We start from the raw sequence: 26216 nt of genomic DNA, 5'->3' as shown, positions 1-26216 counted from the left end.
CGATCAATTTTGTTGTTTGTTGCTGCGATCGCCCTCAAGCATGAGCAGAACGATCGCATAGCGTACAAATTGCACCGATCAGTTGCTCTGGCTCAATTGGTTTCGACAGGTGAATGTGGAATCCGGCAGCGATCGCCTGTTGCTGATTGATTTCTCCAGCATAAGCCGTCAGAGCAACTGCCGGAACGCGATCGCCTTGCCGATGCCGAAGCTGGCGCATCAGTTCATAGCCGTCCATGTCGGGCATTCCAATGTCGCTGACAAGAACATCAGGCGGAGACTGAACAAAAACATTCAGAGCAGCGATCGCGGAAGGCACAGCCGTTACGATCGCGCCCGCCTGTTCTAAAACAAACGCTGTTAGCTCACGAGTATCCATTTCATCATCCACCACTAGCACTCGAAGGTTTTTGAGCGGTGAATGCGAAGATGTCAGTGAATGTTGAGTTTCCTTCCTTTCTGCTGCTGCGCCTGCATCTTCCAGCAGCGGCAATTTGACCGTAAAGGTTGCGCCTTGGTCTTCGCCTGCACTTTCGGCTTGAATCGTGCCGCCGTGCAGTTCGACAATTTGCCGCGCGATCGCCAGTCCCAAGCCCAGCCCGCCAAACTTGCGCGTGGTTGCGCCATCTTCTTGCCGAAAATGCTCGAAGACATACGGCAAAAAATCAGGGTGAATGCCTTTGCCTGTGTCGATTACCTGAATTTGTGCATCTGAACCAACCTGAGTGAGCGTGACGGTGATTTTGCCTTTGGGCGGCGTGAACTTCACTGCATTCGAGACGAGATTCCACACGACCTGCTGGAGTCGCGCCACATCGCCTTTCACCTGTCCAACCGAGTCGAACTGCGTTTGCAAGGCGATCGCTTTAGCATCGATCGCCAAGCGCACCGTTTCGATCGCGGGATTGATCGCAACCTTGAGGTTCACTGGAATGAGATTGAGGCTCAGCTTGCCGCGCAAAATTCGGGAAATATCGAGCAAGTCTTCAATCAGTTGCACCTGAAGTTTGGTGTTGCGCTCAATAATTTCGGCAGCCTGAGCCGATTTTTCTGCGTCCAGCTTGCCGCTGCGAAGCAGCCGAGACCAGCCCAAAATTGGATTTAGGGGCGTTCTCAACTCGTGTGACAAGACGGCTAGAAACTCATCTTTGATTTGGTTGGCTCGTTCAGCGGCTTCGCGAGCAGTTTGTTCACGCTGCAAAATTTGTTCGCGCTCTTGCTCGATGCGTTTGCGACCCTCTTCGAGGTGCTTCGCAACGGTGATGTCATTCGCCTCACCAAACCATTCAATAATTTCACCTGCACTGTCGAGTAAAGGAACAGCGCGGGAATAAGTCCAGCCGAATGTGCCATCGACTTGGCGGACGCGATGTTCTAGCTCGAACAAACTTTTGGTTTGAATGGCAGAATCAATGGCCGCTAACACCCGCTCATGGTCATCGGGATGAATGTATTTTTGCAGCCAGTCGCGGCTCGGTTCAGGTGTGTCGGCAATGAAATTGCCGCCCCGCAGTTCTTGCAGTTCGCGCCAGTCCGCACTCATGCGATACAGCACGTTTGAACTGGCGCTAATCAAAGTCCGAAACCGTTCTTCGCTTTGGCGCAGCGCGGCTTCTGTTTGTTTGCGATCGGTAATGTCGCGTCCAACTCCGGCAACCGCTTCGACTGCGCCCTCTGCATTCAACAGCGGCACAAAAATATATTCGTATGCTCTGGTCTCGAACCCGCTAGTGTAGGGCGTTTCGTCGCGCAAAGATTGACCTGTGGCGATTACCTGTTGAATCTGTTGATGCAGTCGAGCGGCTAATTCTGGCGGATAGTCCAGTTCAAACAGCGTTTTGCCGATCGCTTCTGCATAAGTTTTCTGCCACAGATCGAGCAGCGGCTGATTGACGTAGGTGAAGCGTCCAGATAGATCAAACGTGTAGATCAAATCGGGAACAGAGGCCAACACCTGATCGATACGTCGCCGCGCTGTCGCCCGCCGCGATCGCCCCAGTTCCACATTCGAGGCAACTCGCGCCAGCAGTTCACGGGTACTAAACGGCTTCACAAGGTAATCATCGGCTCCCGCGTTCAGTCCTTCAACTGCCGATTCTTCTCCCGCCCGCGCCGACAGCAGCAAAATGGGAATTTCGCAGGTTTGAGGATCGCGGCGTAGCTGCCTGAGCAACTCGAAGCCATCCATCCCCGGCATCATCACATCGCTGAGGACTAAATCTGGAACCGAGGTGCGAGCAGCGTTGAGCGCGGCTGTTCCTTCACTAAACACTTCGACCTGATAGCACTCGCTCAAGATGCGGTGCAGATAGTTCCGCATGTCAGCGTTGTCGTCCACCAAGAAAATTCGAGCCGCTGATGAGCGTTGAGCCGATTGCGCTGAGGGCGCATTTGCAGGCAGCCAGCCTGATGCTTCTTGAACATAGGACGTTGCGCTGTCAGCGGGTTGAGTCGAGCTAGCAGTATGGCGATCGCTTTCAGCCGACGCTATCTTCATCGGCAACCGCACGCGAAACGTGCTGCCCTCACCCAACCTGCTTTCAACAGCGATCGTTCCCCCATGCAGATGAACGAGTTCCTGCACCAGCGATAGCCCGATGCCTGTGCCTTCAAACGTGCGTCCGCGTGTGCCTTCAACCCGATGAAACCGTTCAAACAAGCGGGGAATTTCCTCAGCCGGAACGCCCGTGCCCGTATCGCGCACGCTCAGCTCGACCTGATCGCCAATTGGACAAAGCGAAACGGCAATCTCGCCTGCAAACGTGAACTTAAATGCATTTGAAAGCAGATTGAGGACGATCTTTTCCCACATTTCGCGATCGACATCAATCCGTTCGGGCAAGGGCGGACAGTCCACCGTGAACTGCAATCCTGCCTGCTCAATGGTCGATTGAAACAAACTTGCCAGTTCGCTCGTGTAGGCTACGAGATCGATGGGTTCCAAGCGTGCCTGCGTGCGCCCGGCTTCAATTCGTGAGAAGTCGAGCAGCGTGTTGACCAGCTTGAGCAAGCGGAGGGCGTTGCGATAGGCGACGGCAATTTGCGATCGTTCAACGCTGGGCAGGCGATCGCCTTGCAGCATCTCCTCCAGCGGATTGAGCATCAAGGTCAAGGGCGTGCGAAACTCGTGGCTGATGTTAGAAAAGAAGGCAGTTTTGGCGCGATCGAGTTCGGCCAACATTTCGGCGCGTCGCCGCTCTTCCTCATACGCCTGAGCATTGCGGATGGAAACAGAAACCTGTCCGACGAGTAATTCGTAGAACGATCGATATCCTTCGTCTAATGCCCGATTGGGGTTGACTCCAGCGACCAGCACACCCAAAGGAGCAGTTTGACCAGAAGATGCGATCGGCATCATCAAAGCCGTGTGAACTGGCTCGTTCCAAGGTCCTCCCGGTACAGTCATCTGGCGATCGAATTCCTCCACAAGAATCGTTTCACCAGATGCAACTGGAGCAAAAGACCAAAGCTGATGACTCGTCGCTAAATTGACAGAATGAGGGCAAAGTTGTTCGTCTGCTGCCAAGCCCACCGCTCCTTGCAGGGTGAGCGTTTTGCCGTCCGAGTCTCGCAGATAAAGCAGCGCAAACGGCACATCTAGAGGATGAGCGGCGATCGCTGCCATCAAATCTTGGCAGGTATCTTGCACACTGCGCATTTCACCTGCTTTCGACGCCAGATCGCGCAGCAGTCGAAGTCGCCGCTCTCCCAAAACTTGCTGCGTCACTTCGCTACACACCGCTAGCATTCCGACAATTTGTCCATCGTCATCTTCGGCTGGAGCGTGGGAGACGCTGAAGTACGATTCTTCTCGATAGCCTGCACGTTCCAAAACCAGCAGCAGCGCCTCTGTCCAGTTTGCAACTCCGGTTGCCATGACGCGCTGAATCATTGGCCCAAGGGTGTCCCACGCTTCCGCCAGCGTTTCCCGAATGTCGGTTCCCAAGGCTGCGGGGTGTTTGTCACCGATCAACTGCGAGTAGGCATCGTTGTAAAACTGCGTGAACGCTGCTCCCCAAGTCAACACCATTGGATAGCGCGAGGTGAGCAAGGTCTTGACCAATGATTTGAGACTTTGTGACCAAGACTGCACTGATCCGACGGGTGTTTGACTCCAATCGGTCGATCGCATCAACTCACCCATTTCGCCACCGCCCCCAAAAATATTGGGGGTCGCCTTGCCCTGTGCTGAACCTGTCATCGCTGCGGCTTCCCAAAATACTGAGCAAGCAGGTTTTCGCCCTGCACTCTTATTTGATGCGGCAACTGTTTAGTCTGCTTCAAAGCAACTGGTAAAGGTTTAGTGCGTCCGTTCTTCCAACCATTCACACTTTGAAAGAGAACCTTAATTTTTTCAGCATTGACTTGCGACAGTTCCAGCCGCGATTGCATTTCCCGCAGCAGCGCGGCAAGCTCGGACTGTTCAGTCGCAGACATAGAACACAACCGTTAAACTGCATCACTCGCTATAACCTTCTGGTATAGCCGCGTTCTAATCTATTGTAGGGCGTAGAACTATTGTGACAACAAGCTCATCCAGGCAGGTGCACAACTCCACAGCCTGAACAACTAAACCACACAGCGGCGATCGCCAACGTTGGCCTCACTCGGATTCTGCTCCGCAAAGCATAGCGTTAAACCAACCCATTTGAATGGGTTTGCGCTTTCAGCCGGAACTTGAGTTCACGGCTTCTGCCGCTATCTTGCAATCTAAAATTGTGAAACCCAGAGCCGTCCGCTGCGCGGGCAACTCTGAGTTTCGGTAGGTTTAATTGAAGAGAACTATTGATGAGTTGCAAAAAATTCAAGGCAGAGGCAACACGACTTCTGCCTTTTCAGTTTGAACGTTTTAACTCCATTCCTGCGCTAAAGCGAGCATGGCAGTTAGATCTGAATCTTCATCAAACGCAATTAAATTGAGATGTTCAGGGTGTTCCATGAATTCTTTCGCTAACAGAAATCCAGCGATCGTCCAGGTTTGATACTTCCGCGATGCCTTGCCGACCAAACGACCATTGCGCCCGTCATAATATTCCGGCCATTCATCTTCACTCAGCCGCCGCGCCGCAATTTCTAAAGCATTCCAGCCGAGTTCTGGGCGATTGGTTTTCTGTGCAACTGCGGCCAATGTCCACAGCAGAACAGGCCAGTTGCCACCGTTGTGATAAGACCAAGGCACATTTTTAGGATCGCAGCCCGTCAGAATTTTCCACTCCAGATCCGCCACTGCTGGAAAGCAAATTTTCATCGGCATATAGCCAACCAAATCCTGCCAGCGCTGTTCGATCAAATCCATGATCGATCGCGATTCTTTCGGACTGGCAAGTGAGGCGATTACTGCCATTAAATTCCCCAGTGTGAAGAAACGAAAATCCATCATGGCAGGACCAAGATTTCCAGCGAGATAGCCGCCTTGTTCCGGCATCCATTCAGTGAGCCAATACGGAATTGAATCGGGATAGATGTTGAATTTATTCACCGCGCTTGCGCCAAATTCTTCACCTTGATAGCGATAAATGTCGTTTAATCGCTTTAGGTCAAGCCAGTAATATTCGCGAATGTGATAGTTCAACGTGCTGAGACGATAGCCGAGGACTTGTGTGTAAATATCGCCTTGTCGTCCGGGTTTCAAAAGTTCGCGAGCCGATCGCAAAGCGGCATAAAACAAAGCTTGAATTTCGAGCGGATGTCCGGCGACTCCCATGCGGCGATCGATCATAAATGCGCCATCAGGAACAAGCATGGTCGGGTACATATCAAAGCGATCGGCCAAACAAAGTTTGAGAATTAACACAATTCCTTCTTGAAATTCCGATCGATGCGCGAGGGCAATATCGCCTGTGGCTTTCACATAAGCTCGCAGCAGAATCAGCCACCAAAGGCAAGAATCAACCGGAGTCACACGCCCGATCGCGTGCTCACCAAAGTCTGCGGTTAGTGATTGTTTGCCGTCCCAACTTTCTACCTTGAAACTGGCAGGCATCAAGCCACGTCCAGCATTGAAGCAGTCCATTTGCTTGTCGTTGCTTTGCAGTGCCAACGTTTCAATTAGAAAATCACGGACAATCTCGGATTTTCCATGAATCAAAAAGAGCAGCGCAGAAGAAACAAAATCGCGCACAAAGCACTGGTCATAGTTGAGTGCATCAACGCTGAGATCGCGAGCGGCAACTGTTCCAACCGGACGATCCTGGTAATAAACCATCGAGGCTTCGAGCAAATTCCAGGCTTCTTTGACGAGAATGTCTTCTGATTTCATGATGGCGATCGACTTTACAAAGAGGACGAGACGAAAGGTTAATTAAGCAGTTAAAATCGAACGAAAAACATTTCAAGCCGCTGAAAACAGCAGCCCGATCGAAACAGCAATAGCAGCAGGCGACAATCGCAATCGGGACACGAATGTACAGCGATCGCCACAGCACAAAAGCAATTTGGATAATCAGGAATTATTGAGCAAGCAAGAACGAAACAAGGCAAAATTGCGATCGCGGATTCACGCAATATTGCCAAGGCTTCAACTGCCTACTCTATCTACTATAAAGATGAGTTTTGATCGATGAAAGAGCAAACGATGAAATCTTAGTAAGGAAAGATGCAATTCGTAATAGTAAATGATGAAGCTTGAAAACCACTGAATTCTAAAGTTTCAGCGACGTTTGTTCCCAGGCTAAAACAAGTAGCGCATTGACGATCGCCGCCGCCACCGGAGAGCCGCCTTTGCGCCCTTCGACGCGAATTTGTGGAACCGAAATGTCTGCCAGTGCCGCTTTCGACTCCACAACCGCAATAAACCCGACAGGCGCACCAATCACGATCGGCGGCTTAATTTCTGCCTGTGCCATCTGTTCGCACAAAGCCAACAGCGCAGTCGGCGCATTACCAATCACATAAACCGCCTGTGGAAATTCGCGCCAGCAGTCGAGTAGGCCAGTTTCGGTGCGCGTTTTGCCAGGAAGCGCTTTGGGGGCACGATCGATCGCCGCCATCACCGGATTGCCAAAGGTTTTTTGCACCATCGACCCGATTCCCTGCGCCACCATGCTCACGTCCACGACGATCGGCGTTTGGGCTTGCAGGGCAGCAATGGCCGAGTCGATCGCACTGGGACTGAAGCGCAGCAGATGCTTAAACTCAAAATCCGCTGTGCTGTGGATGATGCGCCGGACGATCGCATATTCGGCGGGCGTGAAATGGTGGGAGCCAATTTCGCGATCGATCGCGGCAAAACTTTGCTTTAGAATCGGATGATGCAGCGGCGATTCGCTCAAAACTCCAGCCTCGGCCAGTCCGGTTGTCGATCGTAGCGTGTCATATCTTCAAACTTCCGCAGTTCAGCGCGATGCACCCAAAGTGACTGCGGTGAATTGCTTTCGATCCACTCGTGCGTCAGGTCGTTGAGCGTGTCGCTGATCGTCGATCGATCGTCGGGAACCGTCCCGAAGTAGCCCAGCGTTACATGCGCGGTGAAGTGATATTGCTGCTCGATTCCCAGGCCGATCAGCTCTTGGTTTTGGTAGATGGCGCGGCGAAGCTGCAAAATGCGGCTGTAGGCGGCTTCGTCTTTGGGCGCGAGGCAAACGCCGATCGCTCTGGGCATGAGGATCAGTCCTAAGGTTTGCCAGTAGATCGGCGGGCCTCCGGCAAGTTGCGGTTGGCACTGCTGAAAACTTTCGGCAATTCGATCGCGCAACTGCTGCTCAAAATCCGGGTTTTCGATCGCGTGACGAAAGGCGCTATCCCAAATTAGATCGGCCAGCGTCATGTGAAAGCTGTCGGGCGGCAAGGGGATCACCAGATCGGCAGGGAGGCGATCGCACACTTGCCGCTGAAGGTCAGCCAATGCCTGATAGTATTCGGCATTTTCGGGATCATCGCTTAGAGGCGGCGTGATCACCGAATAGCCCGGAAACGGCACGGTCGCAACCTTGCCGTCGGCCTGCCGCTGAAACTTCGGGGAAGTTTGGAGATGCTGCACCTGCGACTGGTAGGCATCCGGCAGCGTCAGCCGCGCCACGCGATTCACATACGCCGAATAGGTATCGTCCATCGCTGCCCGTCCTTAACCAAAGTGATTGCTCGATCCTTACTGTAGCGGGAATTTTCGGCGGGTGCTGTGTCGCGCTACTATGGCTAAGATCTTGCAACTCAAGCCAGGAAATCAATTTCCTGTCTGGAAGCCAAAACCCATTGAAAGGGGTGATGACTTCCGGCTGATTTGGCTTTGAGTCTGTTGCAACAGACTTGAGCTTTTAGCCCGAATTTGAATTCAGGGCATCGCCGCCGCGAGTGCAAGATCCAGAACCAGTCCAGAAATCCCTGCATTAGTTTACCAGGATGCCCGTTTACCTTTACTGGGGCGACGATGATTTTGCGCTGAGTCGAGCCGTGACCGTGCTGCGCGATCGAGTCCTCGATCCCGACTGGGCAAGCTTCAACTTTGAGAAAATTGCGCCCGACCAACCCGATCCAGTTCGCCAAGCCCTGAACCAAGCAATGACCGCTCCATTTGGCGCAGGCAGTCGCTTTGTGTGGCTAGCCGATACAACTATCTGCCAGCGCTGCCCGGAAGATTTGCTGACGGAACTCGATCGCACCCTGCCCGCGATCCCCGAATCGACGGTGCTGCTGCTGACGACTGCCAATAAGCCGGATGGACGCATTAAATCTACTAAACTGCTGCAACAGCACGCCCTGGAAATTCGCGAATTTGCTCAGATCCCGCCTTGGAAAACGGATTTGCTGATGCAGCAGGCGCGGCAGGCGGCACAGGAAGTGGGCGTGAAGCTGACTGGCGACGGACTCGATCGCTTGGTGGAAGCGGTCGGCAACCAGTCGCGCCAGCTTTACACCGAACTCGAAAAGCTTAAGCTCTATCAGATGGCGACGCAAAAGGCGATCGACGGGGCAGCGATCGCTCAGCTTGTCACCACTTCCACGCAAAGCAGTTTGCAGCTTGCCACCGCGATTCGGCAGGGCGACACGGCTCGCGCTCTGGGACTGATTGACGATTTGTTTCGCCAAAATGAAGCACCGCTGCGAATTGTGGCAACGCTGGTAACTCAGTTTCGCCTGTGGCTGTGGCTGAAGCTGCTGATCGAATCGGGCGAACGCGACGAACGGACGATCGCCAAAGCTGCCGAAATTGCCAATCCCAAGCGCATCTATTTTCTTCAGCAGGAAGTTCGCTCGGTGCGGCTCGATCGCCTCTTGCAAACCTTGCCGCTGCTGCTCGATCTGGAATTTGGCCTCAAGCGCGGAGCCGAACCTGTTGCCCTGATGCAGACGAAAGCGATCGAACTGTGTGCGCTGTTTCAATGATTTATCTTTTCGATGATCTATCTGTGGATTCGTGAATTGTCGAAAAGCGATCGCCACGATCGAAATAGACGATAAAATTCACAGTTTAAAATCATGACGAATCCCGACGCACAATCGAAGCCGAGTCAAGCGGCGATCGATGCCAAAGCCGAAACGCAAACCTCGCAATATGCGGGCGGAAGCGCAATGCTCGATGCCGAAGCCGCTTTGACCGAACAAGATATTATCGAGCCGATTGACTCCAATCCTGCTGCCACAAATGCTTCTCCTGATCGCAAATCGAATCCGAATGCTGCTTCGCAAAATGCCGCAAGTGGCTATCCAATTGATACCGAACAAGGCGACGGCAACATCAGCTTGAGAGACGATCAACAGGGCAAATAAATTAATTTTTGATTCAGATCGATCGTGCCTTTAGAAGTTCTTGACGGCGCGATCGATCTCGCGTTTTTCCTGTTTGCGCTTCAGGTCTTCGCGCTTGTCGTGCAGCTTTTTACCTCGCGCTAAACCGATCGTCACTTTCAGCCAGCCGCGCTTGAGATACAGCTTCAAAGGAATCAGCGTTAAGCCTTTTTGCTCAACTTGACCAATTAGTTTGCGGATTTCCTGATTGTGCAGCAGCAAGCGGCGTGTCCGGCGCGGGTCGTGATTGAAAACTTGGCTGGCGCTTTCGTGCGGCGAGATGTGAACGTTGTGCAGCCACGCTTCCCCATTGCGAATCAAAGCGTATCCATCGCGCAAATTCACTTTACCTTGACGAATTGATTTCACCTCTGTCCCGCGCAGTTCAATTCCGGCTTCATAGGTTTCTAAAATCTCGTAGAGAAATCGAGCTTGGCGGTTATCGCTAACAATCTTATAGCCGTCACTTTCACTCATAAGCTGTTATTTAATCTCAAAAAGATACAAAGAGAAACTATTCAACGACAACACGCCATTCGTGTAGTTCATATTTGACGCAGCCGTTTTGAATCAGCGGGTCTTGCAGGACGATCGCCTGAGCTTGCTGCAACGAATCCGCCCAAAATAGCAGCATTCCGCCGCCAAATTCTGCCCAGTAGCCGGACTTGGCACGATGGCCTTGTTCGATCAGCGATCGCACATAGGCTTTGTGAGCAGGCACGGACTGGTCAAACGTTGCTTTATCGACTACGCCTTTTTCAATCTTGACAAACCAGGGCATCGGTTGGCTTCTCGCTTTAGACATCTTCTGACGCTCAAAATCAACAATATCGCATTGCCTCGATCGATCCCCAAATCGCGCTTCGCAAAGCGATATCCTAGAGGACAAGCCTTCATCAATCTTTACTTCGATCGCCCGCTATGCGAACCGAACCGCGACAGGAACCTACTTGGCTGATTGTGCTGCGCCTCCTGCGCTGGGACAAGCCCGCAGGTCGCCTGATTCTGATGATCCCCGCACTGTGGGCAGTCTTCCTCGCCGCACGCGGAACGCCACCGTTACCGCTTGTCGGCGTGATCGTCCTGGGAACGCTGGCAACCAGCGCGGCGGGCTGCGTCGTGAATGACTTGTGGGATCGCAACATCGATCCGAAAGTGAAACGGACGCGAAATCGCCCACTGGCGGCGCGATCGCTCTCCGTCCAAATCGGTGTGGTCATCGCCCTGATTTCCTTCCTCTGCGCCTGGGTACTTGCGGCCTACCTGAATCCGCTTAGCTATTGGCTCTGCGTGGCGGCTGTGCCGTTCATCATTTTTTATCCGGCGGCAAAGCGCGTCTTTCCTGTGCCGCAACTGGTGCTGTCGATCGCGTGGGGTTTCGCCGTTTTGATTAGCTGGAGTGCCGTCACGGGAAATTTGGAACCTGCAACCTGGGTGCTGTGGGGCGCAACGGTGCTGTGGACGTTGGGCTTTGATACCGTCTATGCGATGTCCGATCGCGAGGACGATCGCCGCTTGGGAGTGCGATCGAGCGCTTTGTTTTTCGGGAATCAAGCGGCTAATGCGGTCGCTCTGTTCTTTGCCGGAACGGTGATTTTGCTGGGCTTGATCGGCTATGGATTAGGGTTGAACTGGGTGTTTTGGTTGACGCTGGTGGGCGCGGCGATCGCTTGGGCATATCACTACTGGGAACTGCGTCCGCACAAGCCGCACCATTCAATTTATGGTCGCATCTTCCGCCAAAATGTCTGGATCGGGTTTGTGCTGCTGGCGGGCATGATCGCAGGCTGCTTCTAGCTCAAGTTGGTGCTTTCACATTGATCACCATTGCTTCGGTCAAAGCAGGCGAAACGGCAGCTTCAGAATCGCCTTTTGCCAGCCATCGACTTGCGATCGGCATTCGCCATCCGGTTCCGAAGGCGCGATCGGTAATTTTCAAGCCCGGAGGAGCCTGCTTGCGTTTGAACTCCGATCGCGTCACCAGTTTAATCACCCAATTTACCGTATCGGGATCGTGGCCGGACTGGGCGATCGCATCCGGCGACTGGTGCTGATGCAAAAAGCGATCGAGAATGTCATCCAGCACATCGTAAGGCGGCAGCGAATCTTGATCGACCTGTCCCGGTTTGAGTTCGGCACTGGGCGGCTTGATGAGGACGTTTTCGGGGATCGGTGGTGTTGCCATCGTCCGATTCAGCCAGCGACAGAGGGCATAAACTCGCGTTTTGGGCACGTCTGCGATCGCCGCCAGCCCGCCATTCATGTCGCCATACAGCGTACAGTAGCCGACTGCCATTTCGGATTTGTTGCCTGTTGAAAGCAGCAAATGTCCAAATTTATTGGAAATTGACATCAGCAACGTGCCGCGAATGCGCGACTGCAAATTTTCTTCCGCTAAGCCAAAGTCGGTGTTTTCAAACAAGTTTGCCAGCGTTTGATCGAACGCCTGCATCATCGGCGCGATCGCCAAAGTTTGCGTTGCAATTCCCAAATTCTCCGCCAGCTTCAGCGCATCGGTAATCGAATGCTCGGAACTATAAGGCGACGGCATCAAGATTCCGAAGACATTTTCGTGTCCTAAAGCGGCTGTTGCGATCGCCGCCACCAACGCCGAATCAATTCCGCCACTTAATCCGATTACGACTTTTGAAAAGCCGCATTTTCGAGCATAATCCTGTACGCCTAAGACGAGTGCCGCCCAAATTTCTGCATCGATTTCTTCCGGCTGAGGTGCGATCGATCCGGGCAGCAAATCACCTGCAAATTCGACAATAGTTAAATCTGAAGCGAAGGATTTCGATCGACAAACAAGATTGCCAGCGCGATCGAACCCCACACTATTGCCATCAAAGATTAGATCATCATTTCCGCCAACCTGATTCGCGTACAGAATCGGTAATTCATAGCGTCGGGCGGCGTGTTGCAGCATCGCTTCTCGCAGTTTTTGCTTGCCTTGACTGTAAGGCGAGGCTGATAGATTGACAACGAGATCAACGCCTTGACGAGCGAGATCTGCGATCGGATTTTCGCGATAATTCCGCTTACCCCAAAACTGTTCATCGTTCCACAAATCTTCGCAAATCGTCACGCCAATTCGCACACCGTTTAGCTCAAATTCGCTGCTCTGCAAGCTCGGTTCAAAGTAGCGGTCTTCATCAAAAACATCGTAGGTTGGCAATAGTCGCTTGTGGAAAATTTGCTGAATTTTACCGTGCTGTAAAAGCGCTGTGCTGTTAAACAATGGTTTGCCGCCAAGCTCGACCGATCGCTCATTTGGTGTCACAGTTCCCACTAAAACGGCGAGATTGGCAGGGAGCGATCGCGCTAGCTTCTCAAGCTCCACATTCATCGCTGAAATAAAGCTGGGCTGCATCAGCAAATCGCGAGGCGGATAGCCACACAGCGATAGTTCAGTTGTGAGCAATAATTCTGCACCTTGGGCGTGAGCAGAATTGGCAGCATCGAGGATTTGCTGAGCGTTGGTGGCAAGGTTGCCAATAGTGGGGTTGAGTTGGGCGATCGCAATTTGCATACTTAAGTCTTTAACCTTATCTGTGTTCCTTTTGAGGTGTCCTTCACCTCAAAGATTTCAACTGCTCGCACTAAATTTGCTAGTCCAAGTCGCTTGTATCCGTAGTTTCTAGAATCAAATGATGGAGATATTTTTTGCAAATTATGTCCCAGTAATCCCAAATTTGCCCATCCATCTTCTGCCGGAGATGCTTCATAAGCATCTTTGAGGAGGCGAATCAATTCCTGGTTTTCCTTTGTCTTTTGGCCGTTTTTGGGTTCTAAAGACTCCTTCAGACCGCCCTCCTTGGCATTGCTGCTAGGTAATTGAGTTTTGCTGATACTGTCTGGTCGCTCTAGAATCTCTGTGTAGATGAATTTATCACAAGCACTGATAAATGCTTGCGGTGTCTTCTCCTTGTCGCCAAAACCGTAAACAATCAAGCCAGATTCGCGAATTCGACTTGCTAGTCGAGTGAAATCGCTGTCGCTTGAAACAATACAGAAGCCATCAAAATTTTGAGTATAAAGTAAATCCATCGCATCGATAATCATTGCGCTGTCTGTTGCATTTTTTCCTTTCGTATATCCAAATTGCTGTATTGGTTGAATTGCATATTTATTCAGGTTCTCCTTCCATTTGCCAAGCTGCGGAGTCGTCCAATCTCCATAAATTCTTTTAACATGAGCAATTCCATAGGTTGCAACTTCTTTCAGCAAAGGTTCAATCAAATCAGGGTTGGCATTGTCCGCATCAATCAAAACTGCAAGTCGGGCTGAGTTGAATTGACCTTTGTTGCTCATGATTACAATTCCTGGGGTGAGGCTCGATCGCCATTATCTTGATTCATACAGCTTTCCCTTGTGTTCTTCCTTAATTTTCATCGTTTAAATAAACACCAGCGGTTTATCTTTAAAGGGCGCGAACGCTTCGGCATCGAAGCGGTAAAGGCTGGCGGGACGACCTGCACCACGAGAGGCTTTGATGCCTGTGTCGCTCAAGAAACCGAGCTTTAGAAGGCGGGCGCGGAAGTTGGAGTAATCAGAGAAATTTTCGCCTAGAACGGTGGTGTAAAGCTGATAGAGATCGCTCAAGGTGAAGAGTTCGGGGAGGACTTCAAAAGCGATCGGGCTGTACTCTAATTTGTTGCGTAAACGGCGATAGCCATATTCGAGAATTTGGTTGTGATCGAACGCGAGTTTCGGCACATCTTTGAGCGGATACCAAGCGATCCCCGTTAATCCGACGGCGACGAGTTCGGCTTCGACAAAGCGGACGAGGGCGAAATAGCTGACGGAGAGATAGCGGACACCGAAGCGATCGGGCGATTCTCGCGGATCGCGCTCTGGCCCACCGAACGTATAAAGCTGTTCTAGATACAGATTTTTGACGCGAATTTTTTCCGCTAGAACGCGGTAGGCGGCATCTTCGAGCGATTCGCCCTGCCGCACCAAGGTTCCCGGTAGGCTCCACTGGCCGAGATACGGTTCATCTTGCCGCATCACGAGCAGGACGAGCAGGCGATTTTGGTCGGTGTCGAGCGAGAAAATCACGTTATCGACACCGACTTTGAAATCGGCCAAGGCTCGTGGCGCTACCGCGTCGGTATTTTTGGCATTGCGTCCCGGCATGAATAAAGGCGTTCTCGGTGAATATAGTCTTCGATGCGGGCGGTGAGCAGATGCGGGTCATGCACCTGCCGATAGGTGGTGGAGGAGACGGGCAGTCCGGTCAGGTTGGCGATCGCCACATCCGCCCCCATTTCCTTTAATTCTTTCAGATCCGTCTCGGTGATGCCATGACCCGGACGCGGGATCACCAGCAGCTTCACGGCTTGAACCACATCGGCAATTCGATACCAGCTTGGCAGTTGCGCGACGAGATCCGAGCCAATGACAAAGGTAAATTCGGCATTGGGATAAAGCTGGCGAGCCAACTCGATCGTGACGATCGATCTTGGACTGCTCAACTCCTGCCGAAACTGCACATTTTCACAGGGCGGATCGATTTCTTCAACGAGCAATCGCAGCATGGTGGCGCGATGCTCTAAGGGCGTTTGGTGCGACTTAAACGGATTGTTGGATGCCCAGACGAAAACGCGATCGTAATGATCGGCCAGCCAGCTAAGAATCTGCTGGTGTCCGGTCGTGGGCGGGTCGGCACTGGTTCCGAAGAGGGCGATCGAGGTCATGGGTTAAACGGCTTGCAGTTTGTGGAGGCGGCGTTGCGCTTGGTCGGTCAACGCTAGTAGAGCGGTGGAAAGTTGAGGGGAGCGATCGATCGGGTCGTGAATGTGGCGAACCGATTCGGGCAGGTGAAGAACGTTTTGACGAGTGCGGCGGGCGATCGACTGGAGCGATTCGGGCGGATTGATGCGATTACCCTCGCGCATGACAAGCTGGAGAAGCGGTTGTTCGTCGGACTGCGGGGATTCGTCGGCTAAGCCTAAGCGATCGCCTCGGCTCGATCGAAAAATCTGCTTGCGACCGGGATACGTGGCTTTGCCGCTGGCGGCTTTGAACGTGGGAATGCCGTCGATTTCGACTAGTTTGTAAACGCCATTGACGGGAGTTCCCGTAACCAAGCGCGTTCCGAGTCCGTAGCCGTCGATCGATGCTCCAGATTTTTGGAGGCGATCGATTTCGTACTCATCGAGATCGCCACTCGCAAAAATCGTGATGTCTGGCAGCAGTTCGCGCACCTGTTGCGACTGGGAGACGAGATCGCCAGAGTCGAGTCGGACACCTGTAAGCTGCATTTCACCCGATCGAACGCGATCGCGCAGTCGTTGGGCGGCGGCGATCGCATCGTAGGTGTCGATCAGCAAAGGCGCACCGGGAAAGTAGCGGTGAAAGGCGGTGAATGCTTCGTCTTCGCTGCCTTCGATCGCGCCCAGCGCCATGACGAGAGCATGTGCCATTGTGCCGCTCGGTTTCTGGCCGAGTTGCAGGGCGGCGAGGACGTTGGACGTGGCATCAAGTCCGGCGGCAAGGCTGGCGCGGGCTGCCCAAAGTGAGGCTTGCGGACTGAAGGCGCGGCGCGTCCCGAATTCGAGCAGGGTAGCACGATCGCCTGCTGTATCGCGCAGTCTGGCCGATCGCGTTGCCACCAAGGTTTGATAGTTGAGCGTGTTGAGCAAATAGGTTTCAACGATTTGCGCCTGCCACAGCGGAGCTTCAATTCGCAGCAGCGGCTCGTTGGCAAAAATTGGTGTACCTTCGGGGACTGCCCAAACGTCTCCGGTGAATCGTCCCGTTTGCAGCAGTTCCCAGAAAGCAGCCGGAGCGCGATCGAAAATTCCGGTTGCCTGTAGCTGCTGAATTTGCGTCTCGCTAAAGCGCAACGCTTCTAGATACTCCAGCGCCTGAGCCAGTCCCATTGCAATGAGATAGCCGTAGCGATCGGGCAGACGGCGCACAAAAAGTTCAAAGCTGGCGCGGCGCTGGTCAATTTGTTCGCCTGCATAGCAAGCAGCCATCGTCAGTTCATAGAGATCGGTCAAGAGGCTGTAGTCGGACGAAGAAACGTCGAGTGCCATTGCCGCGCACCAAATGTGAGGTAGTTATAGTTATACTAACCAAAATTCGATCGCGCAACAGCAGGGAAACCAGATAAATTCGATCGAACTACCCGCCTCTTTCAGAGGTGAGAAGCTTGAAAACCAATAAAATCCGAATTCCGTGTTCTATTTAACAAATCTTTTAATGTTGAAATTAACCAAAAATTATTGATGGAGAGGCGATCGCTTTTCCGCCAGTCTTGCCCTCACCCTCAATCCCTCTCCCGGTGGGAGAGGGACTTTTGATCCGCTTCTTTCTTGAGGAGAAGGAATGAGGATGAAGGATAGCTGTTTAACTTTGTGAATCTGACGAATCCGACGGTTCGGACGGTGCAGGTTGAGCAACTAAATAGAGATAGTAGGTTGCCATTGGAATGATTGTCGCGGCGATCAGCAGGCCAACAACCCAGCCGATGTAGTTCGTGGCTCCGGCTTTGGTTTGTTCCGCTGTGGCGAACGTGCCTTTCGTTTGCACGTTTGACTCGACGATCGGTGGTCCCGGATCAGGCTGACCGGACAGGACAGCGACCAGTCGATCGCTCGCATCTGCAAACGCCTGATTGTATTTGTTGCCGTCGCGGAGGGGAACCTGCATGGTTTCTTGCACAACGCTGGTGGCAATTTCGTCGGTCAGCGGCGTCTGGTCGCCTTTGCGGATGGCGGTTGTGTTGGTGACTTCATCGAGGACGATTAGCGTTTGGTGCGCTTTTGCTTCGGGCGTGGGAAACCACTGGTCAAAAAGCTGGTCGGCAAAGCTGTCGATCGTTTCTCCGTAGTCCAAGCGGTGGATGGTGACTAAGCGAACTTCGTTGCCTGTTTTTTTCGCCAGACTGCTGAGCTGACCGCTGATGTTGTTCTCGCTCAAACGACTGAGAATTTCGGCTTCGTCAATCACAAAAGTCGATCGATCGACGCTGACCGGAAAGCTGTAAACGCCCGTCGCCAGCGCGTTTGGCATTTCTAGCAGCCACACCTGAACAAAAGCAGCCAGCGCGATCGCCATTGCCAGCAGCCACTGGCGAGGCCGGATCACCAAGGAAAACAAAGACATGATGAATGGCTTCCAAATACTGATTTATTCAAAATAATACAGTTCCAGCCAGTGCGGGGAAGCGCATTAGCTAAAGGTGGCAACATCGGCAGGCAGCGATCGCGCCTGCAAGTCTGGCAGTTGAACGATGAAGCAGGTTTGATTCGATGAAGAAGTAACGTGAATTGAACCTTCAAGCAGATCGACAAGCCGCTTGACGAGCGCGAGGCCAAGCCCTGTGCCGCCTTGCTGCCAAGGATCGCCTTGAGGAACTCGGTAGAACTTGTCAAACAGGCGAGGCATTTCGGCAGCGGGAATTTCAACGCCGCTGTTGCAAACGATGAAGCAGACGCGATCGCCCGTCAGTTCCACTGTGACAGCAATTTCGGCGGCGGGCGGCGAAAACTTGCAGGCGTTCGTGAGCAGTTCGTTGAGAATGCGATCGAAACTGACGCGATCGGTGACGATCGCGGGTAATGCTTCAGATCCAAGCTCCAGATGAAGGTGCTGCTGACGCGATCGGGCGCGGGGTTGAAATGCGGCGACCACTTGGGGCAGCAAGCTGGTCAGATCGATCGATTCCAGGAGCAGCGATCGCCGTCCCGCATCAAGCCGCTGCAATTCCAGCAAATCGTTGATCAAGCGGATTTCGCGATCGCATTCGCTGTTGAGAATCTGCAAATATTGGCGTGTTTTTGTCGTGGATTCTGTTTGATCGATCGCCGTTTCCAGCAGCCGAATCGACAGCTTCATATTGGCGACAGGTGCACAAAGTTCATATGACACGGTACTCAAAAATTCATCTTTGAGCCAGTTGATTCGCTCTAGCGATCGCACTTCCGCTTGGGCTGCTTCATAAAGACGCGCTTGGCGAATGGCGATCGCACACTGGTTTGCCACCTGCTGCACCAAGCGCAATTCCAAATCGCGAAACAAATAGTCTTTGTCGTTAATCAGCCACAAATCACCGAGCACACCGCGATCGTCTGCGATCGGACAGGCGAGCATGACCACATGTCCGCGCATCGGATTGGCGATGAAATTGCAAAACTGAAGGTATTCGCCTTGCAGCAGACGGTCATACACTTCGGCAAAATTCGCCATTTTTGCGACGTGACCTTTGAGCGGAAACAGCGTCGAATTGTATTCATAGCAAATCGTGCTGGTGCGATCGACCAAATCGTATAGCGCGGCATTGCACGATCGCACGCCCAAACCCACGCCCAACTCCTGCACGACGGTTTGCAAAATTTGCGACTCGTCGAGCGAATCGCGCACCTTGTCGCTAATTCGCTTCAGGCGCGTTTCCAGGTCGTTCGCCTGCTCAAGCTGGGCGGTGCGAAGTTGAAGTTGCGCTTCAAGCTGGGAGTTGATTTGCTGAAGTTCGATCGCCGTTTGCTTGTAGGGCGTGATGTCGATCGCCGTGCCAGCAATGCGATCGCCGCTCAATACGCGACCTGTTGCCGCCAGCCACAAGGTAGAACCGTCAGACTGCTGGACGCGAAATTCCTGCGCGATCGTGTCGCCAGGACGCGATCGCTTGGCCTGCTGCATCGCTGCGGCAACAACCGCGCGATCGTCTGGGTGAACCGAGTCCAGCAGCACCTCAGAGTTGCCTGCAAACGATCGAGTTGCGCGGTTCCAAACGAAACTGTCTGAGCGCAAATTCCACTCCCACCGATTGCTTTCGGTCGGTTCGATCGCCACCTGTTTGCGATCGATACTGCGATGCAATCGTCTTGAAACTAGCAGCAGGCCGATCGCTCCGCAGGCAGCCAGCGCGATCGCAGACTGCCATTCTCGATTGGCAATTGTCACCAGCGACACTGCTGCAAAACTGAATGCAACACCCATTTGCACAGTCAAAAACTGCGCTTTCAGCCATTTCTTCATTGAAATCGTGACAACTAAATACCCAGCACGTTGATTTCAGGCGAGAATTTTGGAGTGCAAACAATCCAAATTGTCAGCCGTTTTAAGTTGGCGCGATCGCCTGTAGCCGAGTAACACTAAGCGCCGACTCAGGGAAAATCACTTGCCTCAGCCGGACGAAATTTCGATCGGGGGAAACACACAACAACAGGCAGGAAAAAACCAGACAGGGAAAAATCAGGGATAACTCACCTCTCGAACCTAGCCGATTGCCTCAGTCCGCCATACCCCACTTAGGAGAGACTTTTGGCGTCATTGTTTGGAGTTGCAGATAGACGAGATGATGAGGCAGGCTAATTGCATCTCAATCGTTTTCCAATGGGCAATGACTGAACCACAAGCTTCTGTTTGGCCGCCGCGATCGATCCGCGTCATCGCGCTGGGTTTGATTCAAGATGGCGATCGCCTGTTTGTCGGTGAAGGCTTCGATCGCACAAAACAGCAAACGTTTTATCGCGCGTTGGGTGGGGGTGTGGAGTTTGGTGAAACCAGTGAAGTCGCATTGCAGCGCGAATTTGAGGAAGAAGTTGGCGCAGCCCTCACGAACATTCGCTACCTCGCCACGATCGAAAACATCTTCACCTTCAACGGCAATCCCGGCCACGAAATCATTCAGCTTTACCGCTGCGATTTTGTCGATCGCCATCTCTACGAACAAGACAGCGTTTTGTTTACCGAAGGCGACTTCAAGAAAACCGCAGTTTGGGTGGCGATCGATCGATTTTTATCTGGCGAACTGCGCCTCGTTCCCGAACAGTGCTTGCAGTATTTGTCGCGTTTCGGCTGACCCCCGACACCCGATCGCGTTTCATGCCATGCTAATTGAGCGATTTTCTAGATCAAGGGTATGACTGCTTCGATTATTGTTCCGGCAACGACTGCCAATTTAGGCGCGGGATTTGACTGCGTCGGCGCGGCGTTGACGCTGTATAACGAGTTTGAATTTACGCCGCTGCCGGAAGGCGAACCGCTGCAAATTACCGCAACTGGACTGGAAGCCGATCGCGTCGCTTGCGATGAAAGCAATCTTGCCTATCGATCGTTTGTCAAACTCTATGAGCAAATCAATCAGCCTGTGCCGTCGGTGCGAATTGCGATCGCGCTCAACGTTCCGCTTGCCAGAGGCTTAGGCAGTTCAGCAACGGCGATCGTCGGCGGACTGCTGGGCGCAAACGTGCTGGCCGGATCGCCATTGTCAAAAGATGCAGTGATGAAGCTGGCGATCGCGATCGAAGGTCATCCCGACAACGTTGTGCCTGCTTTGATCGGCGGATGTCAGTTGGCGGCTTCGACAAATTCGGACTGGGCGATCTGCGCGATCGATTGGCATTTCGAGATTGTGCCGATCGTCGCGAGTCCGAACTTTGAGCTATCGACTGCCGAGGCACGCCGCGTTCTGCCGCAAACCTACAGTCGTGCAGACGCAATTTTTAACGTGGCGCATTTTGGACTGCTGCTGCGCGGCCTGCAAACCAATCACGCCGACTGGCTCAAAAGTGCGCTGCAAGACCGAATTCATCAGCCCTACCGCAAAGTTTTGATTCGCGGCTATAACGCGATCGAGCAGGCCGCTCTTGCAGCAGGAGCTTATGGATTGGTGATCAGCGGCGCGGGGCCAACGCTGCTGGCTTTGGCGTCGGGCGATCGCGCTTCGGATGTGGCAGCGGCAATGCGTGAAGCGTGGCGATCGATCGATGTTGATCCGCAGGTGCAGATTTTGGCGATCGATCCCCAAGGCGCACGAATCTCAACGCGATGACCGCAGTTGATGGGAGAATGTTAAACGGTAAGCGGATGAAGGGATCAGAGATGTTGAGGCGAATTGCGATCGTTGTTCTACTCGTGGTGAGTTTGAGTTTACAAAGCTGCGCCTCGGCAACCTCCGGGCTAAAAAGCTATGTCGATGAATACGACGGCTATCAGTTTCTCTATCCGGTCGGCTGGGTTCCTGTACAGGTCAGCGACGGTCCTGACATTGTTTTTCATGATTTGATTCAGGAAACGGAAAACGTCAGCGTTGTGATTAGTCCTGTTCCCGACAACAAAACCCTCGAAGATTTGGGCAGCCCCAGCGAAGTCGGCTATCGTCTGTCCAAAAATGCGATCGCTCCACCTGACTCTGGCCGCGAAGCCGAACTCGTCAACGCCGAAGCGCGTCAGCTTGGCGACGTGACCTACTACCTGCTGGAATATGCCGTCAAACTGCCGGATCAGCTTCGCCACAATCTTGCCAGCGTCGTTGTGCGGCGCGGCCAACTGTTCACCTTCAACATCTCTACAACCGAACAGCGCTGGCAGAAACTTCAGGAAAAAATGCGGACGATCGCAGACTCCTTCTCGGTCTTTTGACAAGCTGAGAATTGAGGACTGAGGGCTGAGTGGTGAATCAAACAGCGGACAGCCGATACTTTATGCAGCGAATTCCTCCATTCATCCTTGCTTCTGCCTCGCCTGCCCGCCGTCGCCTGCTGCAAAGTGTGGGAATCGAGGCGATCGTTTGTCCCAGCGACTTCGACGAATCGCAAGTGACCAGCCGCAACGCTGCCGATCTCGTGCAAACTTTAGCGCAGGGAAAGGCAAAAGCAATTGCTCAAACGCGATCGAATTCGCTAATTTTAGGCTGCGATTCGGTTCTTGCCTTTAATGGCGAAATTCACGGGAAGCCAGCGGATGTGAGCGAGGCGATCGCCCGCTGGCAACTCATGCGCGGGCGCGTCGGCGAACTCTACACAGGCCATGTTCTGATCGATCAAACGCAGCAAAAAACCTTGGTGCGCTATCGCGTCACGTGGGTACATTTTGCCGATGTGAGCGATCGCGAAATTGAAGCCTACATCGCCACAGGTGAACCGCTCAACTGCGCTGGATGCTTCGCACTCGAAGGCAAAGGCGGACTATTTGTGGAAAAGCTAGAAGGCTGTCACACTAACGTGATTGGCCTCAGCCTACCGCTGCTGCGCCAGATGCTAGCTGAATTAGGCTACGACGTGACGCAGTTTTGGCAACGCTAAAGCAGTGCCAACTGCTCGGACGATCGAACTTCTATCCCAAAAAGCACGGCCTATTTCCAGTTGTCTTGCAGCTTAAATGTGCGACGAAACAGCGCTTGCATCGCACCAGGGATCAAGCGATGAGACGCGATCGAAGCATTTGCGGAACCGACGATTACTTCTTTTTTGCGCTGATCGACCGCTTCCCAAACGGCTTTCGCGACATCTGTTGGTTTTTCGACGATCGGAGCAGCCAGCACTTGATTTAACTGATCGCGACGAGCCTTCGCATCTTCCATGTCTTTGCCGCGAAAAACAGCGCGTTCCATGAAATCGCTTTTGATCAAGTTGGGATAGATGCCGCCGACGTGAATGCCTTTGGGTTCGAGTTCGCTGTGCAGCGATTCGGTCAACCCTGCAACGGCAAACTTGCTGGTGCAATAGACGGTGAGGTAGGGAACCGGAACTTTGCCGCCGATCGAACTCAGGTTGATAATCGTTCCTTTGCCGCGCTCGATCATCGCGGGCAAAACAGCATGAATTGTGTGGATGTAGCCCCACAAATTCGTATCAAGAATCGTGTGCCAGTCATCGAGCGAAAATGCTTCGGTCGGGCCAGAGCAGTAGATGCCTGCGTTGTTGATCAGCACATCGATCGCGCCAAACTGCGACTGCACTTTTTCAACAAGCGATCGCACCTGCCCAAAATCGCGCGTATCGGCGGGATGAGCCAGCACTTCCACACCTTGTCTGCGAATTTCATTGGCCGCTGCTTCGAGCCGCTCGGCGTTCCGCGCTGCGATCGCAATGTTGTAGCCTTTGCTGGCAAAAAGCAGGGCTGTTTCGCGCCCGATGCCTTGGGAACCACCTGTAATCAGTGCTGTAGGAGCCATATCTACTCGTGTTTTGAAGTCTTTCTTTTATGAACGGCGATTGCCACTGATGCAACCTCTACCGAAAGCGAGGTTTGGCGTCTGTGACCGCGTACACAGACTTCAGCTTTTGGCAGATGTGACGCGCTGAAAAACAAGTCAAGATTGCCGCTAATGGTTGAGACGGAACAGGCAAACCAAGTGTTAAACTTTGTAAAGTTAACAAACAGTTACTTTGTTTGAATTGATAAGCATCGTTCAAAAAAGCAAATTTAATTCATCAACTTTTCTTGTTTGAGTCTCGATCGACTTTTTGGAGCTTAATGTGACTGCCATTTCATCTCCCCCCCCTCTTCCGGCCACTGCAATTGATCGATCGGTTGTCGATCGTCCAACGGGTGCAAAAGGCTTGATCGTTGCGCTGGCAATTCTCTTCATTTGGGCGGGCAGTTTAACGCTTTTGCTGACTGCAAATGTGGCACAAATGCCGCCTGCTGCAATTATTTTGGCAATGCTGGTGCAGATGTTTCTTTATACTGGCTTGTTCATCACTGCCCACGATGCAATGCACGGCGTTGTCTACTCGAATCCTAAAGTTAATAATCTGATTGGTGCGATCGCCCTTCAGCTCTACGCGCTATTTTCGTTTAAGAAACTGTTAAGAACCCATTGGCAGCATCACTATCATCCCGCAAGCGATCGCGACCCGGATTTTCATGATGGCAATCACAAAAATTTCTTTGCTTGGTATTTCACCTTCATGAAAAACTACTGGAGTTGGTGGCGGATCATTGGTCTAGTTGCGATTTACCATTCGCTGCACGGACTGCTGCATATTCCACAGCAAAATCTGAATTTGTTTTGGGTAATTCCCTCGATCGCAAGCTCGGCTCAGCTTTTCTATTTCGGCACCTACCGCCCGCATCGTGAACCGGAAGATGGCTACGAAGAACCGTTTCGAGCGTCCACAACGGCACTGCCCACCTTCTGGTCGTTCATCACCTGCTACCACTTCGGCTATCACCGTGAACATCACGAATTTCCGCATGTTCCTTGGTGGCAACTTCCCGCTGTTCACCGCTCTCAGCGCGAATGTGCCTCTAGCTAGAGGCGAGCGCCTTCCGCAACGTTCTATGCTGAGGCTCGGAACTGGTGAAGGAACAATGGCGCAGCAAAACAAGAACCGATCGAAGCAGGCAGGACGAGCCATTGAGTGGCCGACCGCGACAGATGCACAAAGCTGGACGCTCGAAAGCCTTTACCTGTCGAGCAGCGATTTCGATCGCAATTCGCCTGCTGCTGACAATTCGTCATCGAAATAGCCGCAGTGATTCGATAGAAATCGAGCAAATCAATCTTGTGCGTTTCTTGTGGATTGGACTGTTCATGCTGCTTTCTGGACAGGCGCAAGCTTCCGAAGCGATTTTGCCTGATCCGTATGGAATTTGCAGCGTGGGCGAATTGGGTGGGCGATCGATCGTCAACAGCGCGAGTCAACTTGTGTCGCTGAATGAATACTGTCAGCAACAGGTGCAGCTTGTAGAGCAGCAAACGCCGCCGCCCGATCCGACGCAGAACGCATTTTGGGAAGCATTTTTGAACATTGCTAGTCCAGCCGCGATCGAATACAGCGAGTCGATCGATCGCCAGCAGCTTTTGGCCTACAGCACAACAATTTGTCCGTTTCTAAGCAGCGGTGGTACGTTGCCGCAGATTCGATCGGTTCAGGTGCAAAGCGGTCTGCCTGCGGCTTTTGATGCTGCCGTCAACGTCGCCGCCATTCATACATACTGTCCGCAGTTCATCAATCAGATCGGGCGCTAGAAACGAACTGTAAACCACCCCTAAACCTCTGTGTTGAACAGCGGCGAGAGTCGTCCAATTCTTAAAAAAGGCTTAAGCCGCTTACAGCTTTGTTACCGCGTCATTCAAACTATTACTGATCAAATTGCTGGAAAAAGCCTGAGAATACGAATCTTGCCAATTGTTCGGGCTAGATGTTTTGCGTGTGTTCTAGATGACGAAATCTTTTTATATCACTGGTTTCGATCGCGGGCAGTTTACGATTTTCAAGTATTTTTTCAGACAGCAGCGATCGATTAGGTTGTTCCAATCGGTTGCTGAACAACGGTTTTTTAACTGTATTCGGAGTTGATGAAATGCCTCTGATTAAACGATGTATTGCTGAGTTCTTTGGCACCTTTTGGCTCGTCCTGGGTGGCTGCGGTAGCGCCGTGCTCGCCGCTTCCTTCACCAGCGATGGCGCGACCATCGCTGACAACACGCTGTTCCCTTTGGGCATCGGACTGGTCGGCGTCTCGCTCGCGTTCGGCTTGACTGTGCTGACGATGGCTTATGCCGTCGGTCATGTCTCAGGCGGCCACTTCAACCCGGCTGTCTCCTTCGGCCTGTGGGCAGGCAAGCGCTTTCCGGCGGGTGACCTGCTGCCCTACATCGTCGCTCAGGTGCTCGGCGCGATCGTGGCGGGCGGCACGATCTACCTCATTGCCAGCGGACGCGACGGCTTCACGCTCACGGGCGGCAATCCGCTGGCAACCAACGGCTATGGCGTGCACTCGCCCGGTGGCTACGGCTTGTT

Annotated in this window: 25 protein-coding genes; 10 read left to right on the top strand and 15 right to left on the bottom strand. The window is 52.8% G+C overall.

What is annotated here, in order from left to right; all coding sequences use genetic code 11:
* Positions 1–34 precede the first annotated feature (34 nt).
* From H6F67_RS05335 to H6F67_RS05315, 5 genes are all read right to left on the bottom strand, one after another.
* Entirely contained in the window at positions 35–4201 is a 4167-nt protein-coding gene (locus H6F67_RS05335) for an ATP-binding protein (protein WP_190764085.1), read from the bottom strand.
* On the bottom strand, positions 4198–4437 hold the full coding sequence (locus tag H6F67_RS05330; protein WP_190764083.1) for a transcriptional regulator: 240 nt from the start codon (positions 4435–4437) through the stop codon (positions 4198–4200). The genes H6F67_RS05335 and H6F67_RS05330 overlap by 4 nt, the downstream gene beginning before the upstream one ends.
* Positions 4438–4849: 412 nt before the next feature.
* The gene (locus H6F67_RS05325) at positions 4850–6259 is read right to left on the bottom strand and encodes a glycoside hydrolase 100 family protein (RefSeq protein WP_190764081.1); all 1410 of its coding nucleotides are present in this window, start codon (positions 6257–6259) and stop codon (positions 4850–4852) included.
* A 382-nt stretch (positions 6260–6641) separates the two neighbouring features.
* Entirely contained in the window at positions 6642–7271 is a 630-nt protein-coding gene (locus tag H6F67_RS05320; RefSeq protein WP_190764079.1) for a cobalt-precorrin-8X methylmutase, read from the bottom strand.
* On the bottom strand, positions 7268–8050 hold the full coding sequence (locus H6F67_RS05315; protein ID WP_190764077.1) for a DUF1868 domain-containing protein: 783 nt from the start codon (positions 8048–8050) through the stop codon (positions 7268–7270). Before H6F67_RS05315 ends, H6F67_RS05320 begins: the two co-directional genes overlap by 4 nt.
* Before the next feature lie 287 nt (positions 8051–8337).
* On the opposite strand from H6F67_RS05315, the gene holA reads away from it, so the two are divergent.
* Positions 8338–9321, top strand: a complete 984-nt coding sequence (holA, locus tag H6F67_RS05310; protein WP_190764075.1) for a DNA polymerase III subunit delta — start codon at positions 8338–8340, stop codon at positions 9319–9321.
* 93 nt (positions 9322–9414) lie between these two features.
* The gene (locus H6F67_RS05305; RefSeq protein ID WP_190764073.1) at positions 9415–9705 is read left to right on the top strand and encodes a hypothetical protein; all 291 of its coding nucleotides are present in this window, start codon (positions 9415–9417) and stop codon (positions 9703–9705) included.
* A 30-nt stretch (positions 9706–9735) separates the two neighbouring features.
* Here H6F67_RS05305 and smpB read toward each other — a convergent pair whose 3' ends face one another.
* Together smpB and H6F67_RS05295 are read right to left on the bottom strand one after the other, a co-directional pair.
* Entirely contained in the window at positions 9736–10200 is a 465-nt protein-coding gene (gene smpB / locus H6F67_RS05300) for an SsrA-binding protein SmpB (RefSeq protein WP_190764071.1), read from the bottom strand.
* Positions 10201–10237: 37 nt separating this feature from the next.
* Positions 10238–10504 carry a YciI family protein gene (locus H6F67_RS05295; RefSeq protein WP_190764184.1) on the bottom strand — a complete coding sequence of 89 codons (267 nt, stop codon included), beginning with the start codon at positions 10502–10504 and terminating at the stop codon, positions 10238–10240.
* 140 nt (positions 10505–10644) lie between these two features.
* On the opposite strand from H6F67_RS05295, the gene H6F67_RS05290 reads away from it, so the two are divergent.
* On the top strand, positions 10645–11520 hold the full coding sequence (locus H6F67_RS05290; protein ID WP_190764062.1) for a 4-hydroxybenzoate solanesyltransferase: 876 nt from the start codon (positions 10645–10647) through the stop codon (positions 11518–11520).
* A gap of 1 nt (position 11521) precedes the next feature.
* Here H6F67_RS05290 and H6F67_RS05285 read toward each other — a convergent pair whose 3' ends face one another.
* The 7 genes from H6F67_RS05285 to H6F67_RS05255 all read right to left on the bottom strand — a co-directional run bounded on the left by H6F67_RS05285 (position 11522) and on the right by H6F67_RS05255 (position 19716).
* Positions 11522–13255, bottom strand: coding sequence for an NAD+ synthase (locus tag H6F67_RS05285; protein ID WP_190764060.1), 1734 nt, complete (start codon positions 13253–13255; stop codon positions 11522–11524).
* 2 nt (positions 13256–13257) lie between these two features.
* Positions 13258–14037, bottom strand: coding sequence for an NYN domain-containing protein (locus tag H6F67_RS05280; RefSeq protein WP_190764058.1), 780 nt, complete (start codon positions 14035–14037; stop codon positions 13258–13260).
* Positions 14038–14121: 84 nt separating this feature from the next.
* Positions 14122–14865: an NrtR DNA-binding winged helix domain-containing protein gene (locus tag H6F67_RS05275; RefSeq protein ID WP_190764056.1), complete on the bottom strand. Its 744-nt coding sequence runs from the start codon at positions 14863–14865 to the stop codon at positions 14122–14124.
* Positions 14829–15425 (bottom strand): nicotinate-nucleotide adenylyltransferase, encoded by a 597-nt coding sequence (locus tag H6F67_RS05270; protein ID WP_190764054.1) that lies wholly within the window; start codon positions 15423–15425, stop codon positions 14829–14831. Before H6F67_RS05270 ends, H6F67_RS05275 begins: the two co-directional genes overlap by 37 nt.
* Positions 15426–15428: 3 nt before the next feature.
* On the bottom strand, positions 15429–16772 hold the full coding sequence (locus H6F67_RS05265) for a nicotinate phosphoribosyltransferase (RefSeq protein WP_190764051.1): 1344 nt from the start codon (positions 16770–16772) through the stop codon (positions 15429–15431).
* Positions 16773–17085: 313 nt separating this feature from the next.
* The gene (gene psb32, locus H6F67_RS05260; protein WP_190764049.1) at positions 17086–17844 is read right to left on the bottom strand and encodes a photosystem II repair protein Psb32; all 759 of its coding nucleotides are present in this window, start codon (positions 17842–17844) and stop codon (positions 17086–17088) included.
* Between the two features lie 66 nt (positions 17845–17910).
* Complete coding sequence (locus tag H6F67_RS05255) at positions 17911–19716, bottom strand: ATP-binding protein (RefSeq protein ID WP_190764047.1); 1806 nt, start codon at positions 19714–19716, stop codon at positions 17911–17913.
* A gap of 364 nt (positions 19717–20080) precedes the next feature.
* On the opposite strand from H6F67_RS05255, the gene H6F67_RS05250 reads away from it, so the two are divergent.
* The 4 genes from H6F67_RS05250 (at position 20081) to H6F67_RS05235 (ending at position 22766) form a co-directional block, all read left to right on the top strand.
* Positions 20081–20542 carry an NUDIX hydrolase gene (locus H6F67_RS05250; protein ID WP_190764045.1) on the top strand — a complete coding sequence of 154 codons (462 nt, stop codon included), beginning with the start codon at positions 20081–20083 and terminating at the stop codon, positions 20540–20542.
* Between the two features lie 60 nt (positions 20543–20602).
* A complete protein-coding gene (gene thrB / locus H6F67_RS05245; protein WP_190764043.1) occupies positions 20603–21514 on the top strand; it encodes a homoserine kinase in 912 nt (303 codons plus the stop codon).
* Positions 21515–21564: 50 nt separating this feature from the next.
* Positions 21565–22104: a photosystem II reaction center PsbP gene (gene psbP, locus H6F67_RS05240; protein ID WP_190764041.1), complete on the top strand. Its 540-nt coding sequence runs from the start codon at positions 21565–21567 to the stop codon at positions 22102–22104.
* Positions 22105–22166: 62 nt separating this feature from the next.
* A complete protein-coding gene (locus H6F67_RS05235; protein ID WP_190764039.1) occupies positions 22167–22766 on the top strand; it encodes a nucleoside triphosphate pyrophosphatase in 600 nt (199 codons plus the stop codon).
* 50 nt (positions 22767–22816) lie between these two features.
* Here the strand turns inward: H6F67_RS05235 and H6F67_RS05230 are convergent, their stop codons facing one another.
* Entirely contained in the window at positions 22817–23638 is an 822-nt protein-coding gene (locus tag H6F67_RS05230) for an SDR family oxidoreductase (protein WP_190764037.1), read from the bottom strand.
* A gap of 304 nt (positions 23639–23942) precedes the next feature.
* Here H6F67_RS05230 and crtW point away from each other — a divergent pair, with 304 nt between their 5' ends.
* The 3 genes from crtW to H6F67_RS05215 all read left to right on the top strand — a co-directional run.
* The gene (crtW, locus tag H6F67_RS05225; RefSeq protein ID WP_313926765.1) at positions 23943–24725 is read left to right on the top strand and encodes a beta-carotene ketolase CrtW; all 783 of its coding nucleotides are present in this window, start codon (positions 23943–23945) and stop codon (positions 24723–24725) included.
* Positions 24726–24826: 101 nt separating this feature from the next.
* The gene (locus H6F67_RS05220; RefSeq protein ID WP_190764035.1) at positions 24827–25441 is read left to right on the top strand and encodes a DUF732 domain-containing protein; all 615 of its coding nucleotides are present in this window, start codon (positions 24827–24829) and stop codon (positions 25439–25441) included.
* 335 nt (positions 25442–25776) lie between these two features.
* A partial coding sequence (locus H6F67_RS05215) for an aquaporin (RefSeq protein WP_190764033.1) occupies positions 25777–26216 on the top strand: 440 nt, incomplete at its 3' end.

The organism is Microcoleus sp. FACHB-1515, from assembly GCF_014696105.1.
In the GTDB taxonomy this organism is placed as follows: domain Bacteria; phylum Cyanobacteriota; class Cyanobacteriia; order Elainellales; family Elainellaceae; genus JAAUTJ01.
This window is presented reverse-complemented; position numbering and strand designations above follow the sequence as displayed.

Bases quoted from the DNA above. Each gene is read 5' to 3' on its own strand.
- thrB (WP_190764043.1), top strand. From the start codon at position 20,603: ATGACTGCTTCGATTATTGTTCCGGCAACGACTGCCAATTTAGGCGCG.
- holA (WP_190764075.1), top strand. From the start codon at position 8,338: ATGCCCGTTTACCTTTACTGGGGCGACGATGATTTTGCGCTGAGTCGA.
- H6F67_RS05290 (WP_190764062.1), top strand. From the start codon at position 10,645: ATGCGAACCGAACCGCGACAGGAACCTACTTGGCTGATTGTGCTGCGC.
- H6F67_RS05250 (WP_190764045.1), top strand. From the start codon at position 20,081: ATGACTGAACCACAAGCTTCTGTTTGGCCGCCGCGATCGATCCGCGTC.
- H6F67_RS05315 (WP_190764077.1), bottom strand. From the start codon at position 8,050: ATGGACGATACCTATTCGGCGTATGTGAATCGCGTGGCGCGGCTGACG.
- psb32 (WP_190764049.1), bottom strand. From the start codon at position 17,844: ATGTCTTTGTTTTCCTTGGTGATCCGGCCTCGCCAGTGGCTGCTGGCA.
- H6F67_RS05295 (WP_190764184.1), bottom strand. From the start codon at position 10,504: ATGCCCTGGTTTGTCAAGATTGAAAAAGGCGTAGTCGATAAAGCAACG.
- H6F67_RS05285 (WP_190764060.1), bottom strand. From the start codon at position 13,255: ATGCAAATTGCGATCGCCCAACTCAACCCCACTATTGGCAACCTTGCC.
- H6F67_RS05235 (WP_190764039.1), top strand. From the start codon at position 22,167: ATGCAGCGAATTCCTCCATTCATCCTTGCTTCTGCCTCGCCTGCCCGC.
- H6F67_RS05265 (WP_190764051.1), bottom strand. From the start codon at position 16,772: ATGGCACTCGACGTTTCTTCGTCCGACTACAGCCTCTTGACCGATCTC.
- H6F67_RS05335 (WP_190764085.1), bottom strand. From the start codon at position 4,201: ATGACAGGTTCAGCACAGGGCAAGGCGACCCCCAATATTTTTGGGGGC.
- H6F67_RS05325 (WP_190764081.1), bottom strand. From the start codon at position 6,259: ATGAAATCAGAAGACATTCTCGTCAAAGAAGCCTGGAATTTGCTCGAA.
- H6F67_RS05305 (WP_190764073.1), top strand. From the start codon at position 9,415: ATGACGAATCCCGACGCACAATCGAAGCCGAGTCAAGCGGCGATCGAT.
- H6F67_RS05280 (WP_190764058.1), bottom strand. From the start codon at position 14,037: ATGAGCAACAAAGGTCAATTCAACTCAGCCCGACTTGCAGTTTTGATT.
- H6F67_RS05275 (WP_190764056.1), bottom strand. From the start codon at position 14,865: ATGCCGGGACGCAATGCCAAAAATACCGACGCGGTAGCGCCACGAGCC.
- psbP (WP_190764041.1), top strand. From the start codon at position 21,565: ATGTTGAGGCGAATTGCGATCGTTGTTCTACTCGTGGTGAGTTTGAGT.
- H6F67_RS05230 (WP_190764037.1), bottom strand. From the start codon at position 23,638: ATGGCTCCTACAGCACTGATTACAGGTGGTTCCCAAGGCATCGGGCGC.
- H6F67_RS05270 (WP_190764054.1), bottom strand. From the start codon at position 15,425: ATGACCTCGATCGCCCTCTTCGGAACCAGTGCCGACCCGCCCACGACC.
- smpB (WP_190764071.1), bottom strand. From the start codon at position 10,200: ATGAGTGAAAGTGACGGCTATAAGATTGTTAGCGATAACCGCCAAGCT.
- H6F67_RS05255 (WP_190764047.1), bottom strand. From the start codon at position 19,716: ATGAAGAAATGGCTGAAAGCGCAGTTTTTGACTGTGCAAATGGGTGTT.
- H6F67_RS05330 (WP_190764083.1), bottom strand. From the start codon at position 4,437: ATGTCTGCGACTGAACAGTCCGAGCTTGCCGCGCTGCTGCGGGAAATG.